This window comes from Massilimicrobiota sp. An134 (genome assembly GCF_002160815.1).
Classification (GTDB): Bacteria; Bacillota_I; Bacilli_A; order Erysipelotrichales; family Coprobacillaceae; genus Allocoprobacillus; species Allocoprobacillus merdigallinarum.
The window spans coordinates 33,522-56,909 of sequence record NZ_NFLH01000002.1 but is presented as its reverse complement, the minus strand read 5'-3'; the positions used below and the strand labels follow the sequence as shown (position 1 = coordinate 56,909).

Below are 23,388 nucleotides of genomic sequence, written 5' to 3'. Positions count from 1 at the left end.
AGGTACACTTATGCATTTTATACCCACTGTGATATTAAAAAAGAATTCTAAAGAATATGCTTACGATATTTTCTCAAGATTATTAGAAGATCGCATTATTATGCTCTGTGGTGAAATTAATGATGAGATGGCAAGCTCCATTGTCAGTCAGCTTCTCTATCTTGAATCATTGGACAGTCAGGCTGATATTGATATGTATATTCATTCTCCAGGTGGCAGTGTTTCCGCTGGTTTGGCTATCTTCGATACGATGAATTTTGTAAAATGTGATGTCTCAACCATCAGTATTGGTCTTTCAGCCAGTATGGGTGCTTTTTTATTAGCTGCTGGAAAAAAAGGAAAACGCTATGCATTAGAAAATAGTGAAATTATGATTCATCAGCCTCTAGGTGGAGCACAAGGTCAAGCCAGTGATATCGAGATTTCTACCCGTCATATATTAAAACAAAAAGAAAAGCTCAATCGCTTATTAGCTCAAATGACCAATCAACCCTTACGTCGTATTAAAAAAGATACTGATCGTGACTATTTTATGAATGCCTATGATGCATTAGATTATGGATTAATTGATGAAGTATTAAAAAACAATCAAGGTGAAACACTTTGATTGTTTTTTAGTATAACTTGTAATTGTCCATCTGCTAGATTTAAACTTTCAATAGGTAAATCAATCTCATATTGAATCTGGTTATCTTTCCAAATGATATGTGAGTCTTGTAAAAAAGACTTCAAAAAACTCATAATAGGAAACTGTAAAAATAAATATTCAACCTTGCCTTGAATATTTTCAAATACAAAGTGCTGATTTTCATATTTCAAATTGAACTCACACAAAACATCAACATGATATTGATTATACAAAACAACTGATGTCAACAAGAGATGATCTTCTTTTATTTTCAAATTCATTTCCTGTAAAACAACATCATACTTTTTTAAAACTGACTGTAAAATAAAGGATAATCCTATTTGCACTTCTGCTTCATTTAAAATCACTATATCACCCATATATTATATGTATAGCGCGATCAAATATGTCATCGTTCTAAGACAGGGTACTTTTCAAAAATATCAAAAGCATCAAAATATTGATTTTCCATCGGAATCCAGCGATGAATAAACTGATCTATTTTTTCAGGATTTCTTTTGAATAAACGTTCTTTTTGTGTAAGTGGCGAAATCTTTAAAACAATTCCATGCGTATAATAGCGTTGTAAAGAAGGATGTAACGCATAACTACCCTCAATAATGTTAAAGGGTGAATAAGGTATTTCCTGAACTGTTTGAAATGACATCGTCTGACAGTCAAAAGGCTGATAAAAAACAGATTGTTGTAAAGATAAAGGTTTTAAGACCGTTTCTAAAAAACGTTCATAATGCACATTACCACCAGGTTGCTGTAACCTTTGTGGTGTACGCATTTCTAATGGCAAAAAGAAATCATCCATATGAAAAACATGCGCATGCCATTTTTCTTGTAAACTTTGAGCTAAAGTTGTTTTACCACTGCCACTCATCCCATCAATAGCAAGTAAAAATGATGATTGCTTTGATAAATCATCCATCAGTTCATCCATTCTCATTTAAGATTCTCCTTCTTGATTTTGACTTTTCACTAAGATAAAAGTCGATAATAAAACAAGTATACATCCTATTACTTTCAATAATGTCAATCTTTCATTCAACCATAAAACACCAACAACAATACTTGTGATAGGCTCTAAAGTTGATAAAATAGCTGTTAAAGATGCCCCTAAACAATAAATACCTTTTTGTAGTAAAACAACACCAATTAAAGATGTCAGCACAGCAACAACAGCTGATAAAATATATGCTTCTATTGGCATGATATGGATACGTCCCAATACCATGGCTAAAACCAGTATCACAATCGTATTCATAACGACCAGATAAAAATTAAAAACATAGGGACTCATATAACGAATCGAAGAATGATCCATACCCACCATATAATAAGCAAAGAAAACACCTGATAAAATCGCTAATAAAGCGCCTAATAAAGAAGATGCAGATGAATCCATAAAACAGAAAATACCTAGGATGGCTAAAACAAGACATAAAATCTGTTGCTTGTTGAGTTTTTGCTGATAAAACAAAAAATTCATACAGCATACAAACAATGGATATAAAAAGTGTAGAACCGTTGCACTTCCTACCCCTATATATTCATAAGATGAATACAATAAGACAATTGTCAATGTATTTCCAAAAAAGCCTACTTTGAAAACATCTAAAAGCTGCTGACGATTCAATCGTAATGATTTTCCCTGATAAAGAACAATAAATAAAAATAACGGCAAGACAAATAAATGCCTTAAAAAAGCCAATTGTATACCATTATTCCCCATTGCATATGTCATTTTCCCAATAGCTGGTGTTACTCCAAAAAGAATAGTGGCAATCATTGTAAAAATAATACCTTTGCGTTTAGTATTCATTAAAAAACTCCTTAATTCTTTGACGATCATGTGTATATGTTAATGCCAGCATTAATAAAACTCTGGCTTTTTGTGGTGTTAAAGTATTTCCTGGTATACAACAATGATGAGGATCAAACACTTCATCATCAAAAACAATACCTTGTGATACTCTTGAACAACGGACAAAAATAATGCCCTGTTTTGATAAATCTTCAATCGCATGTAACCAGTCCTGACTATAATTCCCACTTCCTGATCCTGTTAATATAATTCCTTGATGATTTAAAGCTAAAGAATAGAGAATTTCATGACTCGCACCTGCATAAAAATAAGCAATTCCTACTGCTGGTAAGTCATTATAATTTTGGCTAGAAAAAAGAGATTGAAGAGTATGTTTTTTAAATGTTTTTGAAAAGAAATGAACTTCATGGTCTTGCATATAACCCAAACATCCAAATGCCTTTTGTTCAAAAGCATCTACCTTAAAATTATTGACTTTTTGGATATCTCTACCCGAATATATCGTACTCGAAAAAAGCCCCATGACACCCTGATTATAGGCTCCATCATCAGCTGCCAGACAAACAGCCTGATATAAATTATAAGGGCCATCAGCACTGGTTGCTGTGGCAGGACGCATAGCCCCTGTCACAACAACTGGTTTAGATGTATGTAATGTCAAATTCAAAAAATAAGCCGTTTCATCTAAAGTATCTGTTCCATGAGTCACCACAATACCATCAATATCATCACGTTCAACCAGTTCATTAATCTGACGTGACAACATAATCCATCTTTGTGGTGTCATCTCATTACTATCTACATTCATTAATTGATATTCTTTAATATGTGCAACTTGATTTAACATAGGAATAGATTCAATAATTTCATTAACATCCATTTCTCCTGCATGGTAGGCTACAGCTTTTCCTATCTGTCCTCTCCCAGCAATCGTTCCACCAGTTGCGACAATTGCAATTGTTTTCATATATTCTCTCACCCACAGGACATTCTATCATTTTATGATTGATGAAACAATAAAAAAACCACCTGTTTGGTGGCTATTCTATCTCTTGAAGTAAATAATTCTCATCTAAAAGTGGTTTAAAATTCAAACAAGTTTCACGACTTGTTTTTTGAGATATTTCTGACAATAAGATAGGCGTATACTCATCATTTAAGACTGTGTGAGGATTATCTTGAATGAGATGTAAAATAATCTTTAAATCTCCATCTTCAATTACAATATCATGACGATGACAAAGATTCTGTAAAATCTTTAAAGTCATCTGTTGTAGACGATGGTTCAAGCGATAAAAATTCATCATAAGCTCTCCTCCTTTTTGAGTATATTGTGAAATTCTTATATACTTTTCTTATTTAAATATATTATAATAGATTTAAAATATGTATACAATGTACACATATTCATGATTTATACAATATTAGACACATTGGTTCAAACTGTCCAATATTGAAGGAGGGGATTTGAATGAGAACTGAATATCGTAACGCAACACGTTCAAAATTATTAATAAAAAAAGCTTTTATTGATCTTTTAAAAGAAAAACCTGCCAGCAAAGTGACAGTCACTGATATTATTCATGAAGCCAATATTAGTCGTGGGACATTCTATGCCCATTATTTAGATACAAAGGATTTACTAGAGAGTTTTCAACGTGAATTCATTGAACAGATTTTATATTTTACACGTAAAAATCATAAGCTGACATTAGTTGAACAGCTCAATACATTATTAATGAAAATTTTAGATATTTTAAAGAATGACTATGAAACATACTGTATTTTATCTAATCAGGATTTTACATTTGAATTTTATAATGAAATGAGAGATGCAATGATTCAAGAATTACAACAGGAGTTTTCTCTTTCTCCAGAAACCAAAAGAAGACTTCATATATTCATTGGTGGCTTTATGATATTATTAAGAGAATGGCTTCAAAATGAAAATTTTGAATCTATGGAAGAATATGCCCATACAATGTCTGATCTCATTCTTCATAATTTATAGGGGGTTTTTATGAATAATCAGTTAACACATGGTTCTATTACCAAATCATTAATTTTCTTTGCGATACCGATGATTATTGGGAATCTTCTTCAACAGTTCTATAATGTCGCAGATACCTTCATTGTTGGACAATTTCTTGGTTCCAATGCTTTAGCTGCTGTAGGATCCTCTTTTACTTTAATGACCTTTTTAACATCTGTTATTCTAGGGTTATGTATGGGAAGTGGAATCTTATTTTCAATGTATTATGGTGGTCAACAAATAGATAAAATGAAAACTTCTTTTTTTATTTCTTTTATTGGCATTATGATTTTTACAGTCATTCTAGAAATATTATGTCTCATTTTTATTCATCCTATTTTACATTTTATGAATATTCCCCAAGATATCTATCAACAAAGTTATGATTACTTATTTATCATCTTTATCGGTTTCTTTTTTACTTTTCTTTATAATTATTTTGCTTCTTTATTAAGAGCATTAGGAAATTCTAAAGTGCCTCTTTATTTTCTTGCGATTGCAACCATCATCAATATTATTTTAGACGTTTATTTCATTGTCTCTTTTCATATGAGAGTCAGTGGTGCTGCCCTTGCGACAATTATTGCGCAAGCGGTGAGTGGTTTTGGTATTATGATTTATGTTTTCATCAAACAAAAAGATTTATTACCAACACGACAACACTGCTATTTTGATAAAGACATTATCAAAAAGATTAAAGATTATTCATTATTAACATGCATCCAGCAATCTGTTATGAACTTTGGTATTTTGATGATTCAGGGATTAGTCAATAGTTTTGGTGTCATCACTATGTCTGCTTTTGCGGCAGCTGTGAAGATTGACTCTTTTGCCTATATGCCTGTTCAGGATTTTGGCAATGCCTTTTCAACCTTCATTGCTCAAAATCAAGGTGCCAACCTACCAGAACGTATCCACAAAGGACTTAAATCAGCTATCCTGATTTCTGGTATCTTCTGTATTTTCATTTCTTTAATTGTCTATATTTTTGCACCTACACTCATGCTGATTTTCATTCATCCTGAAGAAGTTGAAATTATTCGTCAAGGTGTTGAATACTTACAGATTGAAGGTATGTGTTATTTAGGAATTGGATGCTTATTTTTACTCTATGGCTATTATCGTGGTGTTGGAAAGCCTGGCATTTCTGTTGTTTTAACAATTGCCTCTTTAGGAACAAGAGTCGTTTTAGCATATATCTTTGCGCCAATATTAGGTACTGTTGCAATATGGTGGGCTATTCCTATTGGCTGGTTCTTAGCTGATACTATTGGTATTATTTATGGTATAAAAAAAGAAAACTGGACAAAACCAAGTAGATAAGATCAAACACTTATCTACTTTTTTGAAATAAATATTCCATAAAACAATTCTATTTATCTGATGATTTAACAAAAAATTTACAATTTTCATCAAAGAATAGTATATAATGTTGTTATAGGAGGAAAGGATTATGATATTAATAATAGTAGGTATTCTCATTGTTGTTTTGGTATTATATGTGATTGTCTCATATAATGCCTTAGTGAGAGAAAAAAATAAAGTGAAAACAAATTGGGCACAAATTGATGTTGTCTTAAAAAGACGTGCTGATTTGATTCCTAATTTAGTTGAAACTGTCAAAGGTTATGCCAAACATGAAAAGGAAACTTTGGATAGTGTCATGCAAGCCAGAAACACATATATGAACGCTTCTATTCCAAGTGAACAAATGGAAGCAGCGGGAGAATTGACACAGGCCTTAAATAAGATTATGGCAATTAGTGAAGCTTATCCTGATTTAAAGGCGAACACAAACTTTGTCAGTTTACAAAACGAATTGACACAAACTGAAGATAAAATCAGTTTTGCTAGACAATTCTATAATGATTCCGTTTATAGTTATACAAATAAGTTAGAGATGTTCCCTTCTAGCATAATTGCTAGTCTATTTCATTTTGAAAGATTTGATTACTTTGAAATTAATGAAAATGATAAAGAGATTCCTGAGGTGAAATTTTAATATGAAAAAGAAAATATGTCTGATATTTTCTTTACTACTTATTCTCATACCATCGTTATCTTCTTTGGTTTATGGAGCTGATACCCATTTAAATGACATCTCTATCCATACAACTTTAAATAATGATGGAAGTGCACATGTGCAGGAAATTTGGGATATCAATATTGAAGAGGGAACAGAAATTTATAAAGTTTTTGATAATATGGGAGATTCTCATATATCGAATTTTAATGTTGTTGATGATCAAGGCAATCGTTATCAAAATATTGGTGAATGGGATGTTGATCTTGATAAAGAAGACAAAGATGGCAAATGTGGGATGATTCAAGATGGTGATCGCTATGAACTCTGCTTTGGTATTGGTGAGTATGGACGAAGAACTTATACATTTGAATATGATATAGCCAATTTTGTTCAACAATATCAGGACACTCAAGGATTTAACTATGCTTTCTTTTCAGAAATGGAGTTAGAACCTCAACATGTCAAAATCACTGTTTCATCATCACATGATTTCAACAAAAACAATGCGAAAATCTGGGCTTTTGGATATCAGGGTGTTGTCTATTTTGATCATGGTGATGTCATTATGGAAACACAAAGTGCTGTACCTGAAGGTGCTAAGATGCAATTATTGATGCAGATTGATAATGAAACATTTACAAACGCTCATGTGAATGATCAATCTTTTCAAAAGATATTAGAAGATGCGATTGATGGCAGTCAATATGAAGACGAATTTTATGATCAGGGAGATTATTACAACTCTTTTATGTATAAAGATAATACTGCGATGATTATCGCTATTGTCTTTGCAGTGATAGGATTAATTGGTGCAGTTGTCGTCGTATTGATTGTGGCTTATACAAGAGGTCGTGTTGATTTTCAATTCAACGATCATATTCCATTAAATCATGAACCACCAATGTTTAGAGACATTCCTTGTCAAAAAGATTTATTTCAATTCTATTACTATGCTAAAAAATTAGGTTTGATTACTGATCAAGATCGTGATGGCCTGATTGCTGCTATTCTATTAAGATGGATTAAAGAAAACTATATTGAATTTCAAAAAGAAGAAGTCAAACAATTCCTCTTCTTTAAAAAAGAAGGCTATTCAGTAGATTTAGATAACGATATTCCTATTACACATCCATTAGAGAAAAAGTTATTTCAATTTTTCAGACAGGCAGCTGGTTCTAATCAGGTCTTAGAAACAGATGAGTTTGAATCGTGGTGCAAAGAAAATTATGAAAAAATTGATGAATGGTTTGAAAGTATTGATGAATATATTGAAAATGAATTAAGAAATCAGCATTTATTAACATTAGAAACAACATATACATCATTTTTAAAAATCAGATTCTCACATAGCACTGATACTTATGATGCATCTATTAGAGAAGAAATGGAACATATCATAGGTTTAAAAACTTTCTTAGAGGAAATGAGCTTGATTGATGAAAAAGAAGTGATTGAAGTCAAGTTATGGGAAGAATATCTCATTTTTGCTTCTATTTTACAGATTGCCGATAAAGTTCAGGAACAATTAGGAAGATTATGTCCAACCTTCAATGAACAATCACAATTAGATACAATCTATACAATGCATATGGTTCATATGTTCTCACACAACAGTATGAAAGCTTCACATGATGCTTCTATAGCTGCAAGTGGTGGTGGCGGTTCATCATCATTTACAGGAGGCGGAGGTGGCTTCTCTGGTGGTGGCGGAGGCGGTGTCCGCTAAAATGAAAACATGACTTTGAAATGAAGTCATGTTTTTTCATTTTCTAGTCATAAATGTGTTCTTTAACATCTAGCGTAAACTTCTATTCAATCACAAACTCAGCATAATAAGCTTTTTCATCATAGTCACTGCCACCACGAAAATCCTGTATTTCCTTACCAATGCGATATTCTCCTTGTGGTAATGTCCCATAAAGGTCACTCCATTGAATATCCCATTGTGTTAAGTTTTGCATTTTAATGGTATAAGACAAATCTTGCCAAATAGGTTTTTCTGGTGTTGAAAGTTCCTGCCACTTTCCATCTACCTTTTCTTCAATCCAGTATTTTTCACCTGTTTGAAGTTCACCTGTGATCTCTCCACCATTTTGGCTACAAATCAATGTTAAGCCTGTATTGCTGACATTTGTCGAAGACAAAGCAATTCCCCAGCTATCATCAGTTTGAATCAATTCAACAGTTGACTGATCGTTTTTAGCTGTTTCATCGGCTTGCTGACATCCCATCAATAAACATGTTAATAAAGTCAAAGCCACAATTCTTTTTGCTTTCATAAAATCCTCCTATTTAAATACACATGTTGCTGCAATTGCTTTTTGCCACTGCTTATAATATTGTAAAGCTTCTTGTTGATTCATGACTGGATGATATACTTGAGCAAATTGATGATTTTTCTTGATATCATCCTGACTTTTATAAAAACCTATAGCTAAACCAGCTAAATACGCTGCTCCAAGGGCTGTTGTTTCTTTAACTTGTGGCTGTAATATATCAATATGAAGCATATCACTTTGAAACTGCATTAAAAATGCATTACTTGTTGCTCCACCATCTACTGATAGACTTTTTAAAGAAATATGTGCTTCCTGTTTCATCACTTCGATCACATCGCAACTTTGAAAAGCGATAGACTCTAAAGCTGCACGCACAATATGATTTCTTGAAGTTCCTCGTGTTAAGCCAAAGATTGTTCCTCTGACATCATTTTCCCAATAGGGCGTGCCTAACCCAACAAATGCTGGGATGAGATACACACCTTCATTATTCTTTAAAGATTGAGCCATAGCTTCTGTTTCTCCAACATTTTGTATTAAATGAAGACCATCTCTTAACCATTGCATAACACTTCCACCAATGAAAACAGACCCTTCTAAAGCATAAGTGATTTCTCCATGAAGTCCCCATGCAATTGTTGTCAATAAACCATTATTTGATGTTACAGGCATATGACCAGTATTCATTAAAATAAAGCATCCTGTTCCATAAGTATTTTTGATATCTCCTGATTGAAAACAAGTATGCCCAAATAATGATGCCTGTTGATCACCTGCAACTCCACAGATAGGTGCTCTAAAATGCAATCCACTCATTTGCGTTTCATCACTGTATCCATATATACATGAAGATTCTTTCACTTCTGGTAACATACTTCTAGGAATATCAAATAATGCTAATAAATCATCATCCCATTTTAAATCATGAATATTATATAACATTGTTCTTGAAGCATTGGTATAATCTGTCGCATGTACTTTTCCACCAGTCAATTTCCAGATCAGCCATGTATCAATCGTTCCAAATAATAACTGATCCTTATGTTCATAATCAATATGATCTAGTATCCATTTGATTTTGCTGGCACTAAAATATGGATTAATAATTAATCCCGTTTTTTCTTGAATCATAGGACTATACCCTTTTTCAATCAATTCATCACAAATATCCTGTGATTGACGTGATTGCCAGACAATGGCATGATAAACAGGTTCTCCTGTTGTTTTATCCCATACGACCGTTGTTTCTCTTTGATTGGTTATTCCAATAGCTTTAATCTGTGAAGACTGAATATTTTCAATCGTAAACAATGCCTGAACCACTTCTACGACCGAGTTCCATATCTCTTTAGCATCGTGTTCTACCCATCCTGGATGAGGAAAATATTGTTTAAATTCTCTTTGTTGCATATGACATAAATGTCCATGTTGATCAAATAAAATAGCTCTGGTACTTGTCGTTCCCTGATCAATTGCTAAAATATATTCTTTCATAAATACCCTCCTCACTTTATTATAACAAGTCTGTAAATAAAAAACGACTGATTCCATATCAATCGTTTCAAATTTACTAATTCCATATCAATATTTTTTTATTTAATTGACATCTCCCATTTTCACACAATGAAGTATTTTAATTACAAGTGGTTTGAATAATAAATATAAGATATATCCAATCATACCTCCTGTCACATTTGTTATTATATCAGTTATATCAGATGATCTTACACCATTTATAAATGGTTGTAAGATTTCTATACCTAAACTTAATAGAAAAGTATAAAAAATAACATTCAATAAATTTATCTTTTTCTCTCTTACTAATGGTAATAAAAATCCAAAAGGAATGGTCATAACTATATTTAATACTACCTGTCTGATAAAATCGCCTCTTCCACTTGTTACATCAAAAAACGGAACTAAGTTCATCAATTCATAAAATTTAAATAAGTGTCCAACAAATTGGGTTCACTTTATTGAAATTGTTCCTTTTTAACACGTTTTAAAATCTCAATTGCAACAAGTCCTGTTAAAATTCCTGTTGGAATAGATGTGATAAGTAATGGTAAAACATAAACCATGATACCCGCAAATGAAAATATAAAAGCAACAACAGCGACTTGTCCAATATTATGAAAGATAGCTGACACAATAGATGTAGAAACCATTGGTAGTTTTACAAATTTATAAATAATAGCTAAAGCTAAACTGCTTAAAAAAACACCACCACAACTAATAAAGAATGGATTCTGCATAAAAATACCTGTTAATAAACTAGAAACCAGAACTCTAAATATATTCACAATAAACATTTCTTTAATACCATAAAGATGAATAACGACTAAAGAAATAATATTAGCTAGCCCTAGCTTTGCACCAACTGGCAAAGGAACAGGAATTGCTGCTTCTACTGTATGTAAAACAATCGCAATCGCACTTAACAGGGCTAAATAAACCATTTTTCTTGTTTTTTTATGATTCATACTGCACTCCTTTTTTGTATATAATCTAAAGCAATCTGCTTTAAAGTTTGATATTGTTTATTCACTTTAAAATCTACAGGATTTAAACGTTGAAATGAGCGTTCAACCCAATGGTTGTCTTGAATATATTGAATACTTTCTTGAAAATACAAATCAAAAATAAAAGCAATATAAGATAACCACATATCAATATGTGTGTGTCGATCAGGCGCATAAATCAACTGTTGCTGTGAAAACTGTTGATAAATTTTTTCAGAAATCTGCTCATGATTCACCTCATCTAAAGATACATATAATATATTCTCTATTTTTTCTTCTTCTTTTACTCTAAAATTATCTAATTTATCTGCATCTCTTATTAAATGAATAAATAACAATGTTTTCTCATCAAAACCATCTTCTACCTGATAACGATTATGCTGTTCAATAGCGTGCTTAATAATATCATCATATTGATCATCCTCAATAAACTCTCTAATAAGCCCTTCATCAAACAGCAACTGACTAGAAAACAAGGCATGATCAATTGTTTTATGATCAGCAAAGCTTTGATATCTCATCCATTGTTCAAAACGTCCAATATCATGAAGCAAAGCAATGAGTGAAGCTAAATCACTATCTTCTTTTGACAAATGGAGCTTATGACACAAATATTCACTACACTCCATAACTTTATAAGTATGAATGATTTTTAAACGAATAGATGGAATTGTAGAATCATAATGACTGATATATTTTTGAAAAGCCTTTTGAGCCTTTAGTAAATCAATCATGATGAATCACCTCCAAAAGTTTCTGTAAATCTTCTACCTCCATTTGACCTGGGGCAGACGCTTGATTCACACTGGCAAATGTCATGGCAGAACCTGTTAATTCTCCGACAATTCTTGAAATTTTCCCGATTGATCCCATAGACATTGTGACAATAGGTCGAGAAAGTCTGTGTGACATCTCCATTGTTATATTTAATAAGTCGACCACATCTTGATAACGATGTGGCATAACAGCTATTTTACATAGATCTGCACCGAGAATTTCCATATTCTCTAAATATTGTTTCATTTCCTGAATCTTTGGTGTCTGTTCAAAATCATGATATGACATCAGAACTTTCACATGATTTTGATGTGCTATATCAACCATTTGACAAACCAACACATTACCACTCATCAATTCTACATCAATCATATCAATACATTGACTTTGACATGCTGTTTTGACAAGTGCAAGATATGCTTCATCACTTAATTGGATTTGTCCCCCTTCTCTAGCAGAACGATATGTCAATAACAGTGGTTTTTCAGTTTGATTTCTGATTTGCATCAGTAAATCCTGGACTTTTTGTAAATCATGAATATCCTGATAAAAATCAATACGTAATTCTATAATATCAAATAGATAGGACTGTAAAAACTGAATCTGTTTCAATATAGAAGATGTTGTTGTTTCTACAACAGGAATACAAACTTTAGGTTTTCCTTCACCTATCTTCAATTGTCGAACTTGACATACACTCATAATTCTCCTCCTGATGACATGCTTCTAGAAACAAAGAAATTTCTTTTACTGTTTCCTGAAATGCATCTCTTAATAAAAAATGATTGCCATGTTGAATAATTTTCACAATTCCATAAGGTAATGACTCCCCTATATGGTCTGTATCTTTTGCATCAATCATATCAAATTCTCCTGCTAAAACCAAAACAGGAACATGAATCTGTTGAAGTTGTTTATACTCAATTTGAGGCTGTGTTAACATTAATTTATATAGTCGAAATGTTAATCTGGCTTTCTTTTGATAAATAGAAAAAATAGCTAGACATATCATTTGTAAATAAAAAGTCAAACGATAAAATCTTTTGATATAGCGTGGTTTGGTATTCGCACCAATAGATATAATATGCTTTAAACGTGAATCCTGCATTCCTAACATAAGTGAAACAATACCACCATCACTAAATCCTATCACATCGTATGCAGCAATGTTTAATTCATCCATAACCGCCATAACATCTTGACACATCTGCTGGTATGAGAGTTCCCCTGTATGAACACTTTGCCCATGATAACGAGAATCTATACATATACATTGATATTGTTTTGATAAGAGATTGACTGCCTGATCAAAAATATGATGATCTTCGCCATTACCATGTAAAAATACTACAGGAAATCCCTGTCCAGTCACTTGATAATAAATGTCTTTCATTTTGGTTCACCTTTTTCATTATAATCATTTTTCCTGTTTGAGTAAAATACTTTCTTTTTAAATATATAAAATCCTGAAAACTCTATTTCAATAACATCATTAATAAAAAACAAATCACTTCAATGTGATTTGCTTTTTTATTAATTATAATCATCTTCAATTAAACCATCATCAGAATCTTCTTCAGATGCATCTTCTTCATCATCAGCATAAATATCATTCATATCAATATGCACTTCATCAAATTTATGACGACTTCTTAAATCCCAGCGATTTTCACCTACTGTAATAAAACGTCCATCTAAAGTAATGTTTGTATAAAATAAAGATTCATTTTCATCTTTATCTTCTTGATTAAATCCTTTGATTTCAGAAACTTCCTGCCATAATTTATAAAAATCAACTGGCTTTTTTTTCTTTGTCATTAAATCAAATGCAACATCTACCATTGAACTTTGTCTATAATCAATCATAATATCCTCCTACATTTTTTCTGGTGCATTCACACCAATTAAATTTAATGCATTTTTTAAAGTAATTTGAGCAGCTTTCACTAAAGCTAATCTTTGTGATGATAAATCAAGATGATTTTCATCAATTACATAACAATCATTATAGAACGAATGAAATAATTGCGCAAGTTTTTGAATATAATTTGCGATTTTATGAGGAGCTCTTTGTTTAGCACTTTCAATCACTTCATCTCTAAATTCATTAATGTGTTTAACCAATTCAATTTCTTTTTCATGAACCAATAATTCATAATGATTGGCAACTTCGATATGAGCCTGCATAGCCTGTCTTTCAATTGAGCACATTCTTGCATGAGCATATTGTGCATAGTAAACAGGATTATCATTTGACTGAGATTTAGCTAAACCTAAATCAAAATCAAATGGTGAGCTTGCTGCTTTAGATGCAAAGAAATAACGTGTTGCATCAACTCCGATATCTTCAATTAGATCTTTGATTGTCACAGCATTACCAGTACGTTTACTCATTTTGACAACTTCACCATTTTCAACCATACGAACCATCTGCATAATATCAATGTTGAGTTGATCTGCATTATAACCTAATGCCTGTATAGCAGCTTTCATACGTTGAATGTAACCATGATGATCTGCACCTAACAAGTCAACAAGATACTGATATCCTCGATCCAACTTATTTAAATGATATGCAATATCAGGAGTCAAATATGTATAGCTTCCATCACTTTTAATTAAAACACGGTCTTTATCATCACCAAATTCAGTAGATTTAAACCATAAAGCCCCTTCACTTTCATAAGTATATCCCTGATCTTTTAACTTTTGAATTGTGGGTTCAATTTTATTATTTTCATATAATGATGTTTCACTAAACCAGACATCATGTTGAACTCTAAATTCCTTTAAAATATCTTTGATTTTCTGTAATTCATGTTCTGTCCCAATTTTTCTAAAATAAGCAATGGCTTCCTCTTTAGGAATATTTAAGAATTTATCACCAAATTCTTCTTTCAAATTTTCTGCAATTTGAATAATATCTGGTCCATGATACCCATCTTCTGGAAGTGAGGCATCTTGTCCAAAAGCCTGTAAATATCTGGCATATAATGATAAAGCTAAATTTGTAATCTGATTACCAGCATCATTAATATAATACTCACTTGTCACATCATAACCAGCAGCTTTCATAATACGACAAATACTATCACCAACCGCTGCTCCTTTCGCATGTCCTAAGTGAAGATCACCTGTTGGATTAGCAGATACGAATTCAATATTATATTTAATCCCTTGACCAAAATCAGAATATCCATAATGATCTTGTTCATCTAAAACATCTTTAATCACTGATGTCATAGCATCTTTCTTTAAAAAGAGATTGATAAAACCAGGTCCAGCTATTTCTACACGTTCAATATGTCCTGCTTCTAAATCTAATGCATCAATAATAGACTTAGCAATCTCTCTTGGATTTCTTCTTAAAACTTTTGTTAATTGCATTGCCATATTTGTAGAATAATCTCCATGAGCTTTATCTTTAGGAATTTCTATTACAATCTGTTCAAGGGGATAATCTTCCACAAATTTTAAATCAATAATTGCTTTTTGTAAGACCTTCTTTAATGAAAGTTCTATTTTATTAACAGCCATAGTATCCTCCTTCTTATCATACTTTTAATACAATATCATATTTGACGATATAGTCAACATTTTTTCTACATTAATGGTGCAAATAACCTTAAAAAAGCTTCATATATTCCTCTAAAACGACGACTATCTTTAAGCGTGACTTTTTGACTTAATGCTAATGTTTCTTTAAAATCTTTCGAAATATCTTTAATGACAGATTTTTGGGTCACCATCACATTACATTCAAAATGTAAATACAAGCTACGATAATCAAAATTAATAGTTCCAACGGTTGCTATTCTTTGATCACATAAAACCATTTTAGCATGTAAAAAGCCAGGTTTATATTCATAGAATTCAACCCCTTCTTTCATTAACGAGTAATAATAAGAACGTGTCACATGATACACATTTCTTTTATCTGGAATCCCAGGAGTAATGACTTGAATGCGCACCCCTTTTCTTCTTGCCAGTAAAAAAGCTTTCATCATTGTTTCATCAATAATAAAATAAGGCGTCATGATAAGAATTTCTTTTTGAGCCTGATTAATAAGATTCAAATATATGTTTTCACCCGTTTCTTCATGGTCAACAGGTGAGTCTCCATAAGCCACTACATATCCATCCTGCTGAATCGGTGGCAATTGATGAGGTTGATACTGTGTATAATCATCATCTTGATGTTTATAGGCATTCCATGTTGATAAAAACATGGTTGTTAAATTCCAGACACCTTGTCCCTCCAAACGAATACCTGTATCTTTCCAATGCCCAAAACGCACTTTCACATTAATGTATTCATCAGCCAGATTAAAGCCACCACTATATCCAATATTTCCATCTATAATACAAATTTTACGATGATCTCGATGATTCATCCTGGCAGAAACAAGCGGTATAAAAGGATTAAAGACAACACATTGAATTCCCAGTTGTTCTAACTTTTTTTCAAAATGATAAGGAAGTGTTGTTATACTGCCAACATCATCATAAATAAAACGAACTTCTACACCTTCCTGAACTTTTTGAGCGAGAATTTTTAAAATATTTTCAAACATCAATCCTTCAGATACAATAAAATATTCCATAAATATATATTTTTTAGCCTGACTGATATCTTTCAATAAATCTCCATAACAATAGTCACCTAACGAATAATAGCGACACTTTGTTCTTAAATAAGTTCCATATCCCAAATCAGATAAATAATGAAGCGCATCCTGTTTGGACTCTGTTAGGGTTTTGGAAACATCATCTTCTAACAAGGCAACTTGACTGATTTCATCTAAAGCAGGCTGTAAAATTCTACGTATCTTATGAGATGGTTTCTTATTTCCAATCAATAAATATAATAATCCCCCAAACATTGGGAATAATAAAACAACAATAATCCATGATATCTTATAAGAAGGATTTTCATCTTTATTAACTAACCATAAGACAACCATCAAACTGATCAATCGCATCAGATAATGAATCCAAGAATAATGTTCCAATAATTCTCTACCTATAAAAAATACCCATAATATTTGAATCAAGATAAGAAAACCAAACACAAAAATACGATTTAAAAATATTTTAAATATTTTCATGTTCGTCCACCAGACAATAGGCTTTCATCGTAATCATGATATAAACTGTAGAAATTAACCCTTGCTGATCATACAATTCATATTTCAATTTCATGCTATCTTGATTATTTTGAAATTTCAGTAACTTTGTTTTTAAAGCAACTGAACCATAAGGTAATTGATATTGATTCCAAAATGGTTTTTCTTTATGAAATTTTAAAAGTGAATTTCCATGTTGTAAATGCACTTCCTGATCATCATAAGATATTTGAATATGTCCTTCAGGTGTATCAAAATCAAGACTTGTTTTTTGATCTTGATGAAATAATCCTTTGGCTTTATATTCAATTTTATGCTGATCATGATCTTGCTTAAAAATTGCTTTATAATGAATTTGTTTTGTTTGATACATTTGACATCACCGCCTACATTATAACAAAACCACACTGAGAAAGTCACGTTTTATTTCTTATTCCCATATTTTCCATGAATCATGAATATTATTCATAAATATCGGCAAAAATGAAAAAATGAGGTGATAAGTCATGATCAAATGTATCAAATGGTTAAGAAGAATCATTATTGTTGGTTTTGTATTTATGATAAGTGTCTATTCTATAAGTTATATCATTGAAGCTCCTGATTTGAATGGTGGTCATATTATTAGAATGTATGATCAAAATCAACAACTTTTTTATCAATCCCAACAACAAAGTAATGATGTACAGCTCAAAGATGTTTCACCTTATTTTTTAAAGAGTATTGTGGCTATTGAAGATCATCGTTTTTATGAACATCGTGGTTTTGATCCCGTTGGTATTTTACGTGCTATTAAAGCCAATATCAGTGAAAATGGTCGTGTTGAAGGAGCCAGCACAATATCCCAGCAATATGCCAGATTAATGTTTTTAAATAATGATAAGACATGGTCCAGAAAAATCCAAGAAGCTTTTTTAACTGTTCGTCTAGAAACGCATTATAATAAGGATACGATTTTACAAGGTTATATTAATACTGTTTATTTTGGACATGGTATTTATGGTATTCAAAATGCCAGTCTATACTATTTTAATAAACAACCCCGTGATTTAGATTTAAATGAAGCCAGTATGTTGGCTGGAGTGATTAATGGTCCTGAGTATTATTCACCATTTAAAGATATCAAAGCAGCTAAACAAAGACAGAAAATCGTTTTAGATGCAATGGTTCATGAAAAACAGATTACACAACAACAGGCAAATCAGGCTTATCAAAGTGAATTCAAACTCAATCCTCATCCATCTTCTACCATCCAATGTGCTTATCCCTATTATCGTGATACGGTTATAAGTGAGCTAAAAGAGCTTGGCTTTTATAAAGAAGAATATGTCAATCAAGGTTTAAATATACAGACAAGTTTAAATCCCCAAATTCAAGATCAGCTTAATCAAACCATTACCGAACAAATGAAAGATCGAGAGGAATTAGAAGTCTCTAGTCTCATATTAGATAGTCAGACATCTGAAGTCTTAGCATTGGTGGGTGGTAAAGATTATGCGACTTCACAATTCAATCGTGCAACCCAAGCTTCACGTCAGGTTGGTTCTACTATCAAACCATTACTTTATTATATTGCTTTAGAAAATGGTTTTACGCCCATTACCAAATTCAAAAGTGAACCCACTACTTTTCAATTAGAAAATGGAAAAACATATACACCAACCAATTTCAACAAAAAATATGCCAATGATGATGTTACAATGGCACAGGCGATTGCGGTGAGTGATAATATTTATGCAGTGAAAACACATATGTTTTTAGGAGAACAGGCATTAGTGAATACACTTTCTCAATTTGGATATCAACATATTTCTCCTCATCCATCTCTTGCCTTAGGAACTTTAAATACCAATGTTTATGATTTTTCTGCTATTTATACCACACTTGCTCATCAAGGTATTTACAATGATGTTCATACGATTACCAAGATTACAAATAATAACGGTGATGTTTTGTATGAATATAAGCCTCAAAACAAACAGCTTTTAAATAAAGATACCTGTTTAATGATGAGTCAATTATTAACTGCACCTTTTGAAAAGTCCTTTCAATCCTATACGACACCTACGATGGTTAATTATCCTACAAACACAACATTTGCCACGAAAACTGGTTCAACACCTTATGACTCTTTGTGTGCGGGCTATAATCCACAATATACAATTTTAAGCTGGTGTGGCTATGATGATAATCGTGAAATGAATATGACTTCAGATACAAGAATTCCAAAAGTCATTTTCCAGACAATGGCAAACTTTATGCAAAAAGAAGAACTCTGGTATGAGCCATCATCAGAACTCAAAAAAATACCAATCAACCCATTGACTGGAGATTATCAGGAAAATGGACTTGTTTATTGGTTTAAAGATAGTGCATAATCAAAGCCAAATAACCTTTCCATAGTATTGATTTTTATCCATTTATATCTATTTCATGATGAATAACAGTCAACTTTCTTCACAAAAATAATTCAAAGATTTTCTATTTACATATTTTGACGAGTATGTTAATATAATGGCAATGAGGGAGTAGTCTCACAATATGTGTGATGTTATCAACAATCGCGAATAATTTATTATTCTGGTGCATCTTAAAGACAAGACTCGTTAAAGACATATAAATCTTTAGCGAGCTTGTCTTTTTTATTCGTTGAAGATGAAAAATGGAGGAAAAAGTATGTATTATCAAAAAAGTATTGAACAAACATTAAATGATTGTCAGACAACAAAATCGGGTTTATCAACTCAAGAAGCTTTGTCAAGACAAGAAAAGTATGGCAAAAATGAATTGGCTGAAAAGAAAAAAGAAAGTCCTTTCTTGATTTTCTTAAAACAATTTCAAGATTTATTAGTTATTATATTAATTATTGCCGCCATTATCTCTGGATTAAGTGGTCAGCTGGAAAGTACACTTGTTATTGTTGTGGTCATTGTCATTAATGCGATTTTAGGAACAGTTCAAACATTAAAAGCTGAAAAATCATTAGAAAGTTTAAAGAAACTTTCTATTCCTAAAGTCAAAGTTTTACGTGATGGACAATTATGTGAATTAAATTCTAATGAATTAACAATTGGTGATATTGTTCAAATTGAAGCAGGTGATGTTGTCAGTGGTGATGGTCGTATTATTGAATCAGCATCCCTTCAAATTAACGAAAGTGCCTTGACTGGTGAGGTTGATAGTGTTGATAAAATCACTGATACTATTGAACAGGAAGTCATTGTTGGAGATCAGAAAAATATGGCTTTTTCTGGAAGTTTAGTCACAAATGGTACAGGACGTTATATTGTAACAAGCATTGGAATGAATACTGAAATCGGTAAAATCGCTTCTATGTTAAATGAAGCGAAAGATCGTAAAACACCTTTACAAAAGAGTTTAGATGATTTCAGTGGTAAATTATCTGTTGCGATTATGATTATTTGTGCCATTGTTTTGGCTTTAAATATTTTCTTAGCTCATGAATCTTTACTTGATGCTTTAATGATTGCTGTTGCCTTAGCTGTAGCTGCTATTCCTGAAGCTTTAAGTTCTATTGTGACAATTGTTTTATCTATGAGTACACAAAAAATGGTTAAAGAAAATGCCATTATTAAAAATTTGAATTCAGTCGAAAGTTTAGGTTGTGTATCTGTTATCTGTAGTGATAAAACAGGAACTTTAACACAAAACAAAATGACACCACAAACAATCTATTTAAATAACAAATTATTAGAAATTGATGATTTAGATAGTCATCATCATGATCACAATGTTTTATTAAAAGCATGTTTATTATGTAATAATGCTGTGATTAATGGAGATCAGAGAATTGGAGATCCAACTGAATTAGCTTTAATTGATTTGGTTCATCTTCATACACAAAATGATCCAGAATTTGAAAATACTGCTATTCGTCAAAACGAATTACCATTTGATTCAGATCGTAAATTAATGAGTGTTTCTTCTTTAAATCATTTATATACAAAAGGAGCACCAGATGTTATTTTACAAAGATGTACATCTATCCTTATCAATGGACAAAAAGAAACACTAACAGAACGTTATAAAAACGAAATCCTTCAACAAAATCAAAATTATGCGAATGAAGGATTACGTGTCTTAGGTTTTGCATATAAAGATTTAGATAGTAATGATATTCAATTAGATGATGAAAACAATCTAACATTTGTTGGTCTTGTTTCCCTAATGGATCCGCCAAGACTAGAAAGTGCTGATGCCGTTGCGAAATGTAAAATGGCAGGTATTAAGCCTATTATGATTACGGGTGACCATGTTGTGACTGCCAGAAGCATTGCGAAAAAGATTGGTATTTATGAAGATGGTGACTTATCTATTGATGGTCAACAATTAAATCAAATGAGTGATGAAGAATTAGATGAAAAATTAACACACATCAGTGTTTATGCACGTGTTGCTCCTGAACATAAGATTCGTATTGTCAAAGCCTGGCAAAAACGCGGAGATATTGTAGCCATGACTGGTGATGGTGTCAACGATGCTCCAGCACTTAAACAAAGTGATATTGGAGTTGCTATGGGAATTACGGGTACTGAAGTTTCTAAAGATGCTGCGAATATGATATTAACAGATGATAACTTCTCTACTATTGTCAAAGCTGTTATTACTGGACGTAATGTTTACCGTAATATCAAAAACTCTATCAATTATTTATTATCTGGTAACTTTGCAGGAATTATTTGTGTATTTATCGCATCACTTCTTTTATTACCTACACCTTTCTTCCCTGTTCACTTATTATTTATGAATCTTATTACCGACTCTTTACCTGCAATTGCGATTGGTATGGAATCTGGACGTAATGATGTTTTAAAAGAAAAACCACGTAAAGCTGATGATTCTATTCTTAACAAATCAACTTTCTTCCAAATCAGTTATGAAGGTATTGTTATTGCTATTTGTACAATGTGTGCATACTTAACTGGATTAAAAGGAGATCCTTTAACAGCTTCTACAATGGCCTTTGCAACAATCTGTTTAGCTCGTTTATTACATGGTTTCAATTGTCGTAGTTCTCAACCACTATCAAAAATTGGTTTCTTTACAAACCGTTCAAGCATTATTGCATTTATTATTGGTTTTGCATTACTACACTTCATCTTATTTGTTCCAGCAATGCATGGATTATTTATGATTCATACAATTTCTATAAATCAACTTCTTGTTATTTATGGATTCGCTCTTTTACCAACAATTATTATTCAAGCGAAAAAAATGTTAACAAAATAAGCAAGCCATTTGGACTTGCTTATTTTTTATTATCCTTCTAATGTCTTTAAAATGTCTTCTACAATAGCACAAGCTGGACAATCACAATATTGAGCTCCCTGTGCTTGAATCTCCTGACTATGACGTACAATTTCTTTGGCTTTACTTTCACCAAAATATATCTGTCCATCCTTTGAACTTGCAAAGGCAATTAAATTGTCAATAGGCATGATATCTTCTTTTAATTCTGCCATATATTGTTGTGTCATCAAAGCTTCATTTTCGCTTCCTACTGATTTTAACCATTTTTCCGCCATTTCTTTTAATTCCTGGCAACAAGTCGGTGTCTTGATTAACTCCTGTGTTTTATGTACCACTTCATCTAATTGTTTTGCATTCATATCTTTTTCCTCCCTTTCTTTTATTCTACACCTTTTTTAAATACAAAACATCTTATAGTGACTCAATCAAATAAATTCATCATCACTCATAAACTTTTTAAAGAAAGGCTTTCAATTCATCTATGTATTTTTGAGAAATTTCCTCAAATTCATCACTATATTGTTTCACCTTTAAATCGACATGATGATCTTTATTCAATAAATGTGCCATTGTCATAACTGACTGATTACTTCCTTCTATTAACATCTTTGTAATTTTAGCATCGTCTGTTAATAATGTTTTGATTTCAATCATTGACTCTAACATCATCTTATTTTTCAAATGATCTTCAGTATGAGAGTCATCACGTGTTATTTTGTTTTTCAAATCTCCATAGGCTTTTCTTTGATGTAAAACGATATCACGTAATTGATCATTTTCAATTTTATCAATCAAATGATCAATAGCCAGCAAGCCCATGTTTAAACCATTTAACAATTCTTCAATATATATTTCATTATGCATTATATTATCACCTATATAAGTATAAACTC

General features: G+C 31.8%; 25 protein-coding genes. 7 read left to right on the top strand and 18 right to left on the bottom strand.

What is annotated here, in order from left to right; genetic code table 11:
* The first annotated feature begins 10 nt into the window (after positions 1–10).
* Positions 11–607 (top strand): ATP-dependent Clp protease proteolytic subunit, encoded by a 597-nt coding sequence (locus B5E79_RS01455; RefSeq protein WP_087244523.1) that lies wholly within the window; start codon positions 11–13, stop codon positions 605–607.
* On the opposite strand, the gene B5E79_RS01450 is transcribed toward B5E79_RS01455, so the two are convergent.
* The 5 genes from B5E79_RS01450 to B5E79_RS01430 form a co-directional block, all read right to left on the bottom strand.
* On the bottom strand, positions 589–996 hold the full coding sequence (locus B5E79_RS01450) for a hypothetical protein (RefSeq protein ID WP_087296705.1): 408 nt from the start codon (positions 994–996) through the stop codon (positions 589–591). The two genes, B5E79_RS01455 and B5E79_RS01450, sit on opposite strands and share 19 nt — an antisense overlap.
* A gap of 41 nt (positions 997–1,037) precedes the next feature.
* Positions 1,038–1,583, bottom strand: a complete 546-nt coding sequence (locus B5E79_RS01445; RefSeq protein ID WP_087296704.1) for a uridine kinase family protein — start codon at positions 1,581–1,583, stop codon at positions 1,038–1,040.
* Positions 1,584–2,459 carry a DMT family transporter gene (locus B5E79_RS01440; RefSeq protein WP_087296703.1) on the bottom strand — a complete coding sequence of 292 codons (876 nt, stop codon included), beginning with the start codon at positions 2,457–2,459 and terminating at the stop codon, positions 1,584–1,586. It abuts the gene before it with no gap.
* Positions 2,449–3,429, bottom strand: a complete 981-nt coding sequence (locus tag B5E79_RS01435; protein WP_087244519.1) for an asparaginase — start codon at positions 3,427–3,429, stop codon at positions 2,449–2,451. Before B5E79_RS01435 ends, B5E79_RS01440 begins: the two co-directional genes overlap by 11 nt.
* 73 nt (positions 3,430–3,502) lie before the next feature.
* Positions 3,503–3,769, bottom strand: coding sequence for a DUF2624 family protein (locus tag B5E79_RS01430; protein ID WP_087244518.1), 267 nt, complete (start codon positions 3,767–3,769; stop codon positions 3,503–3,505).
* A gap of 164 nt (positions 3,770–3,933) precedes the next feature.
* On the opposite strand from B5E79_RS01430, the gene B5E79_RS01425 reads away from it, so the two are divergent.
* The 4 genes from B5E79_RS01425 (at position 3,934) to B5E79_RS01410 (ending at position 8,246) form a co-directional block, all read left to right on the top strand.
* Entirely contained in the window at positions 3,934–4,473 is a 540-nt protein-coding gene (locus B5E79_RS01425; protein ID WP_087244517.1) for a TetR/AcrR family transcriptional regulator, read from the top strand.
* 9 nt (positions 4,474–4,482) lie between these two features.
* Positions 4,483–5,817 (top strand): MATE family efflux transporter, encoded by a 1,335-nt coding sequence (locus B5E79_RS01420; protein ID WP_087296702.1) that lies wholly within the window; start codon positions 4,483–4,485, stop codon positions 5,815–5,817.
* A gap of 130 nt (positions 5,818–5,947) precedes the next feature.
* Positions 5,948–6,496 carry a LemA family protein gene (locus B5E79_RS01415; RefSeq protein ID WP_087296701.1) on the top strand — a complete coding sequence of 183 codons (549 nt, stop codon included), beginning with the start codon at positions 5,948–5,950 and terminating at the stop codon, positions 6,494–6,496.
* 1 nt (position 6,497) lies between these two features.
* Positions 6,498–8,246, top strand: a complete 1,749-nt coding sequence (locus B5E79_RS01410; RefSeq protein WP_087296700.1) for a DUF2207 family protein — start codon at positions 6,498–6,500, stop codon at positions 8,244–8,246.
* An 82-nt stretch (positions 8,247–8,328) separates the two neighbouring features.
* Here the strand turns inward: B5E79_RS01410 and B5E79_RS01405 are convergent, their stop codons facing one another.
* The 11 genes from B5E79_RS01405 to B5E79_RS01355 all read right to left on the bottom strand — a co-directional run bounded on the left by B5E79_RS01405 (position 8,329) and on the right by B5E79_RS01355 (position 17,597).
* Positions 8,329–8,799 carry an immunoglobulin-like domain-containing protein gene (locus B5E79_RS01405; protein WP_087296699.1) on the bottom strand — a complete coding sequence of 157 codons (471 nt, stop codon included), beginning with the start codon at positions 8,797–8,799 and terminating at the stop codon, positions 8,329–8,331.
* A gap of 9 nt (positions 8,800–8,808) precedes the next feature.
* Positions 8,809–10,293, bottom strand: coding sequence for a glycerol kinase GlpK (gene glpK, locus B5E79_RS01400; RefSeq protein ID WP_087296698.1), 1,485 nt, complete (start codon positions 10,291–10,293; stop codon positions 8,809–8,811).
* Positions 10,294–10,395: 102 nt separating this feature from the next.
* Positions 10,396–10,728: a VanZ family protein gene (locus B5E79_RS01395; protein ID WP_087296697.1), complete on the bottom strand. Its 333-nt coding sequence runs from the start codon at positions 10,726–10,728 to the stop codon at positions 10,396–10,398.
* Between the two features lie 44 nt (positions 10,729–10,772).
* Positions 10,773–11,282, bottom strand: coding sequence for a Gx transporter family protein (locus B5E79_RS01390; RefSeq protein WP_087245814.1), 510 nt, complete (start codon positions 11,280–11,282; stop codon positions 10,773–10,775).
* Positions 11,279–12,055, bottom strand: coding sequence for an HD domain-containing protein (locus B5E79_RS01385; RefSeq protein ID WP_087296696.1), 777 nt, complete (start codon positions 12,053–12,055; stop codon positions 11,279–11,281). The genes B5E79_RS01390 and B5E79_RS01385 overlap by 4 nt, the downstream gene beginning before the upstream one ends.
* The gene (aroD, locus tag B5E79_RS01380) at positions 12,048–12,800 is read right to left on the bottom strand and encodes a type I 3-dehydroquinate dehydratase (protein ID WP_087245818.1); all 753 of its coding nucleotides are present in this window, start codon (positions 12,798–12,800) and stop codon (positions 12,048–12,050) included. The genes B5E79_RS01385 and aroD overlap by 8 nt, the downstream gene beginning before the upstream one ends.
* Entirely contained in the window at positions 12,763–13,491 is a 729-nt protein-coding gene (locus B5E79_RS01375) for an alpha/beta fold hydrolase (RefSeq protein ID WP_087296695.1), read from the bottom strand. Before B5E79_RS01375 ends, aroD begins: the two co-directional genes overlap by 38 nt.
* Before the next feature lie 140 nt (positions 13,492–13,631).
* The gene (rpoE, locus tag B5E79_RS01370) at positions 13,632–13,964 is read right to left on the bottom strand and encodes a DNA-directed RNA polymerase subunit delta (RefSeq protein WP_087245822.1); all 333 of its coding nucleotides are present in this window, start codon (positions 13,962–13,964) and stop codon (positions 13,632–13,634) included.
* A 9-nt stretch (positions 13,965–13,973) separates the two neighbouring features.
* Complete coding sequence (gene argS, locus B5E79_RS01365) at positions 13,974–15,635, bottom strand: arginine--tRNA ligase (RefSeq protein WP_087245823.1); 1,662 nt, start codon at positions 15,633–15,635, stop codon at positions 13,974–13,976.
* Between the two features lie 65 nt (positions 15,636–15,700).
* Complete coding sequence (cls, locus tag B5E79_RS01360; protein WP_087296694.1) at positions 15,701–17,206, bottom strand: cardiolipin synthase; 1,506 nt, start codon at positions 17,204–17,206, stop codon at positions 15,701–15,703.
* Positions 17,193–17,597 (bottom strand): DUF1934 family protein, encoded by a 405-nt coding sequence (locus tag B5E79_RS01355; RefSeq protein ID WP_087296693.1) that lies wholly within the window; start codon positions 17,595–17,597, stop codon positions 17,193–17,195. Before B5E79_RS01355 ends, cls begins: the two co-directional genes overlap by 14 nt.
* Positions 17,598–17,730: 133 nt before the next feature.
* On the opposite strand from B5E79_RS01355, the gene B5E79_RS01350 reads away from it, so the two are divergent.
* Together B5E79_RS01350 and B5E79_RS01345 are read left to right on the top strand one after the other, a co-directional pair.
* A complete protein-coding gene (locus B5E79_RS01350) occupies positions 17,731–19,602 on the top strand; it encodes a transglycosylase domain-containing protein (protein WP_087296692.1) in 1,872 nt (623 codons plus the stop codon).
* A 298-nt stretch (positions 19,603–19,900) separates the two neighbouring features.
* Positions 19,901–22,474 carry a cation-translocating P-type ATPase gene (locus B5E79_RS01345; RefSeq protein ID WP_087296691.1) on the top strand — a complete coding sequence of 858 codons (2,574 nt, stop codon included), beginning with the start codon at positions 19,901–19,903 and terminating at the stop codon, positions 22,472–22,474.
* A gap of 29 nt (positions 22,475–22,503) precedes the next feature.
* On the opposite strand, the gene B5E79_RS01340 is transcribed toward B5E79_RS01345, so the two are convergent.
* Both B5E79_RS01340 and B5E79_RS01335 read right to left on the bottom strand, forming a co-directional pair.
* The gene (locus B5E79_RS01340) at positions 22,504–22,854 is read right to left on the bottom strand and encodes a molecular chaperone Hsp90 (RefSeq protein ID WP_087296690.1); all 351 of its coding nucleotides are present in this window, start codon (positions 22,852–22,854) and stop codon (positions 22,504–22,506) included.
* Between the two features lie 97 nt (positions 22,855–22,951).
* Positions 22,952–23,359: a hypothetical protein gene (locus tag B5E79_RS01335; protein ID WP_087296689.1), complete on the bottom strand. Its 408-nt coding sequence runs from the start codon at positions 23,357–23,359 to the stop codon at positions 22,952–22,954.
* Positions 23,360–23,388: the final 29 nt, after the last annotated feature.

Coding starts and splice junctions, on each gene's coding strand:
- B5E79_RS01415 (WP_087296701.1), top strand. CDS start 5,948: ATGATATTAATAATAGTAGGTATTCTCATTGTTGTTTTGGTATTATAT.
- B5E79_RS01375 (WP_087296695.1), bottom strand. CDS start 13,491: ATGAAAGACATTTATTATCAAGTGACTGGACAGGGATTTCCTGTAGTA.
- B5E79_RS01345 (WP_087296691.1), top strand. CDS start 19,901: ATGTATTATCAAAAAAGTATTGAACAAACATTAAATGATTGTCAGACA.
- B5E79_RS01435 (WP_087244519.1), bottom strand. CDS start 3,429: ATGAAAACAATTGCAATTGTCGCAACTGGTGGAACGATTGCTGGGAGA.
- argS (WP_087245823.1), bottom strand. CDS start 15,635: ATGGCTGTTAATAAAATAGAACTTTCATTAAAGAAGGTCTTACAAAAA.
- B5E79_RS01455 (WP_087244523.1), top strand. CDS start 11: ATGCATTTTATACCCACTGTGATATTAAAAAAGAATTCTAAAGAATAT.
- B5E79_RS01410 (WP_087296700.1), top strand. CDS start 6,498: ATGAAAAAGAAAATATGTCTGATATTTTCTTTACTACTTATTCTCATA.
- B5E79_RS01350 (WP_087296692.1), top strand. CDS start 17,731: ATGATCAAATGTATCAAATGGTTAAGAAGAATCATTATTGTTGGTTTT.
- glpK (WP_087296698.1), bottom strand. CDS start 10,293: ATGAAAGAATATATTTTAGCAATTGATCAGGGAACGACAAGTACCAGA.
- rpoE (WP_087245822.1), bottom strand. CDS start 13,964: ATGATTGATTATAGACAAAGTTCAATGGTAGATGTTGCATTTGATTTA.
- B5E79_RS01425 (WP_087244517.1), top strand. CDS start 3,934: ATGAGAACTGAATATCGTAACGCAACACGTTCAAAATTATTAATAAAA.
- B5E79_RS01335 (WP_087296689.1), bottom strand. CDS start 23,359: ATGCATAATGAAATATATATTGAAGAATTGTTAAATGGTTTAAACATG.
- B5E79_RS01395 (WP_087296697.1), bottom strand. CDS start 10,728: ATGAACTTAGTTCCGTTTTTTGATGTAACAAGTGGAAGAGGCGATTTT.
- cls (WP_087296694.1), bottom strand. CDS start 17,206: ATGAAAATATTTAAAATATTTTTAAATCGTATTTTTGTGTTTGGTTTT.
- B5E79_RS01355 (WP_087296693.1), bottom strand. CDS start 17,597: ATGTATCAAACAAAACAAATTCATTATAAAGCAATTTTTAAGCAAGAT.
- B5E79_RS01385 (WP_087296696.1), bottom strand. CDS start 12,055: ATGATTGATTTACTAAAGGCTCAAAAGGCTTTTCAAAAATATATCAGT.
- B5E79_RS01445 (WP_087296704.1), bottom strand. CDS start 1,583: ATGAGAATGGATGAACTGATGGATGATTTATCAAAGCAATCATCATTT.
- aroD (WP_087245818.1), bottom strand. CDS start 12,800: ATGAGTGTATGTCAAGTTCGACAATTGAAGATAGGTGAAGGAAAACCT.
- B5E79_RS01430 (WP_087244518.1), bottom strand. CDS start 3,769: ATGATGAATTTTTATCGCTTGAACCATCGTCTACAACAGATGACTTTA.
- B5E79_RS01440 (WP_087296703.1), bottom strand. CDS start 2,459: ATGAATACTAAACGCAAAGGTATTATTTTTACAATGATTGCCACTATT.
- B5E79_RS01340 (WP_087296690.1), bottom strand. CDS start 22,854: ATGAATGCAAAACAATTAGATGAAGTGGTACATAAAACACAGGAGTTA.
- B5E79_RS01390 (WP_087245814.1), bottom strand. CDS start 11,282: ATGAATCATAAAAAAACAAGAAAAATGGTTTATTTAGCCCTGTTAAGT.
- B5E79_RS01420 (WP_087296702.1), top strand. CDS start 4,483: ATGAATAATCAGTTAACACATGGTTCTATTACCAAATCATTAATTTTC.
- B5E79_RS01405 (WP_087296699.1), bottom strand. CDS start 8,799: ATGAAAGCAAAAAGAATTGTGGCTTTGACTTTATTAACATGTTTATTG.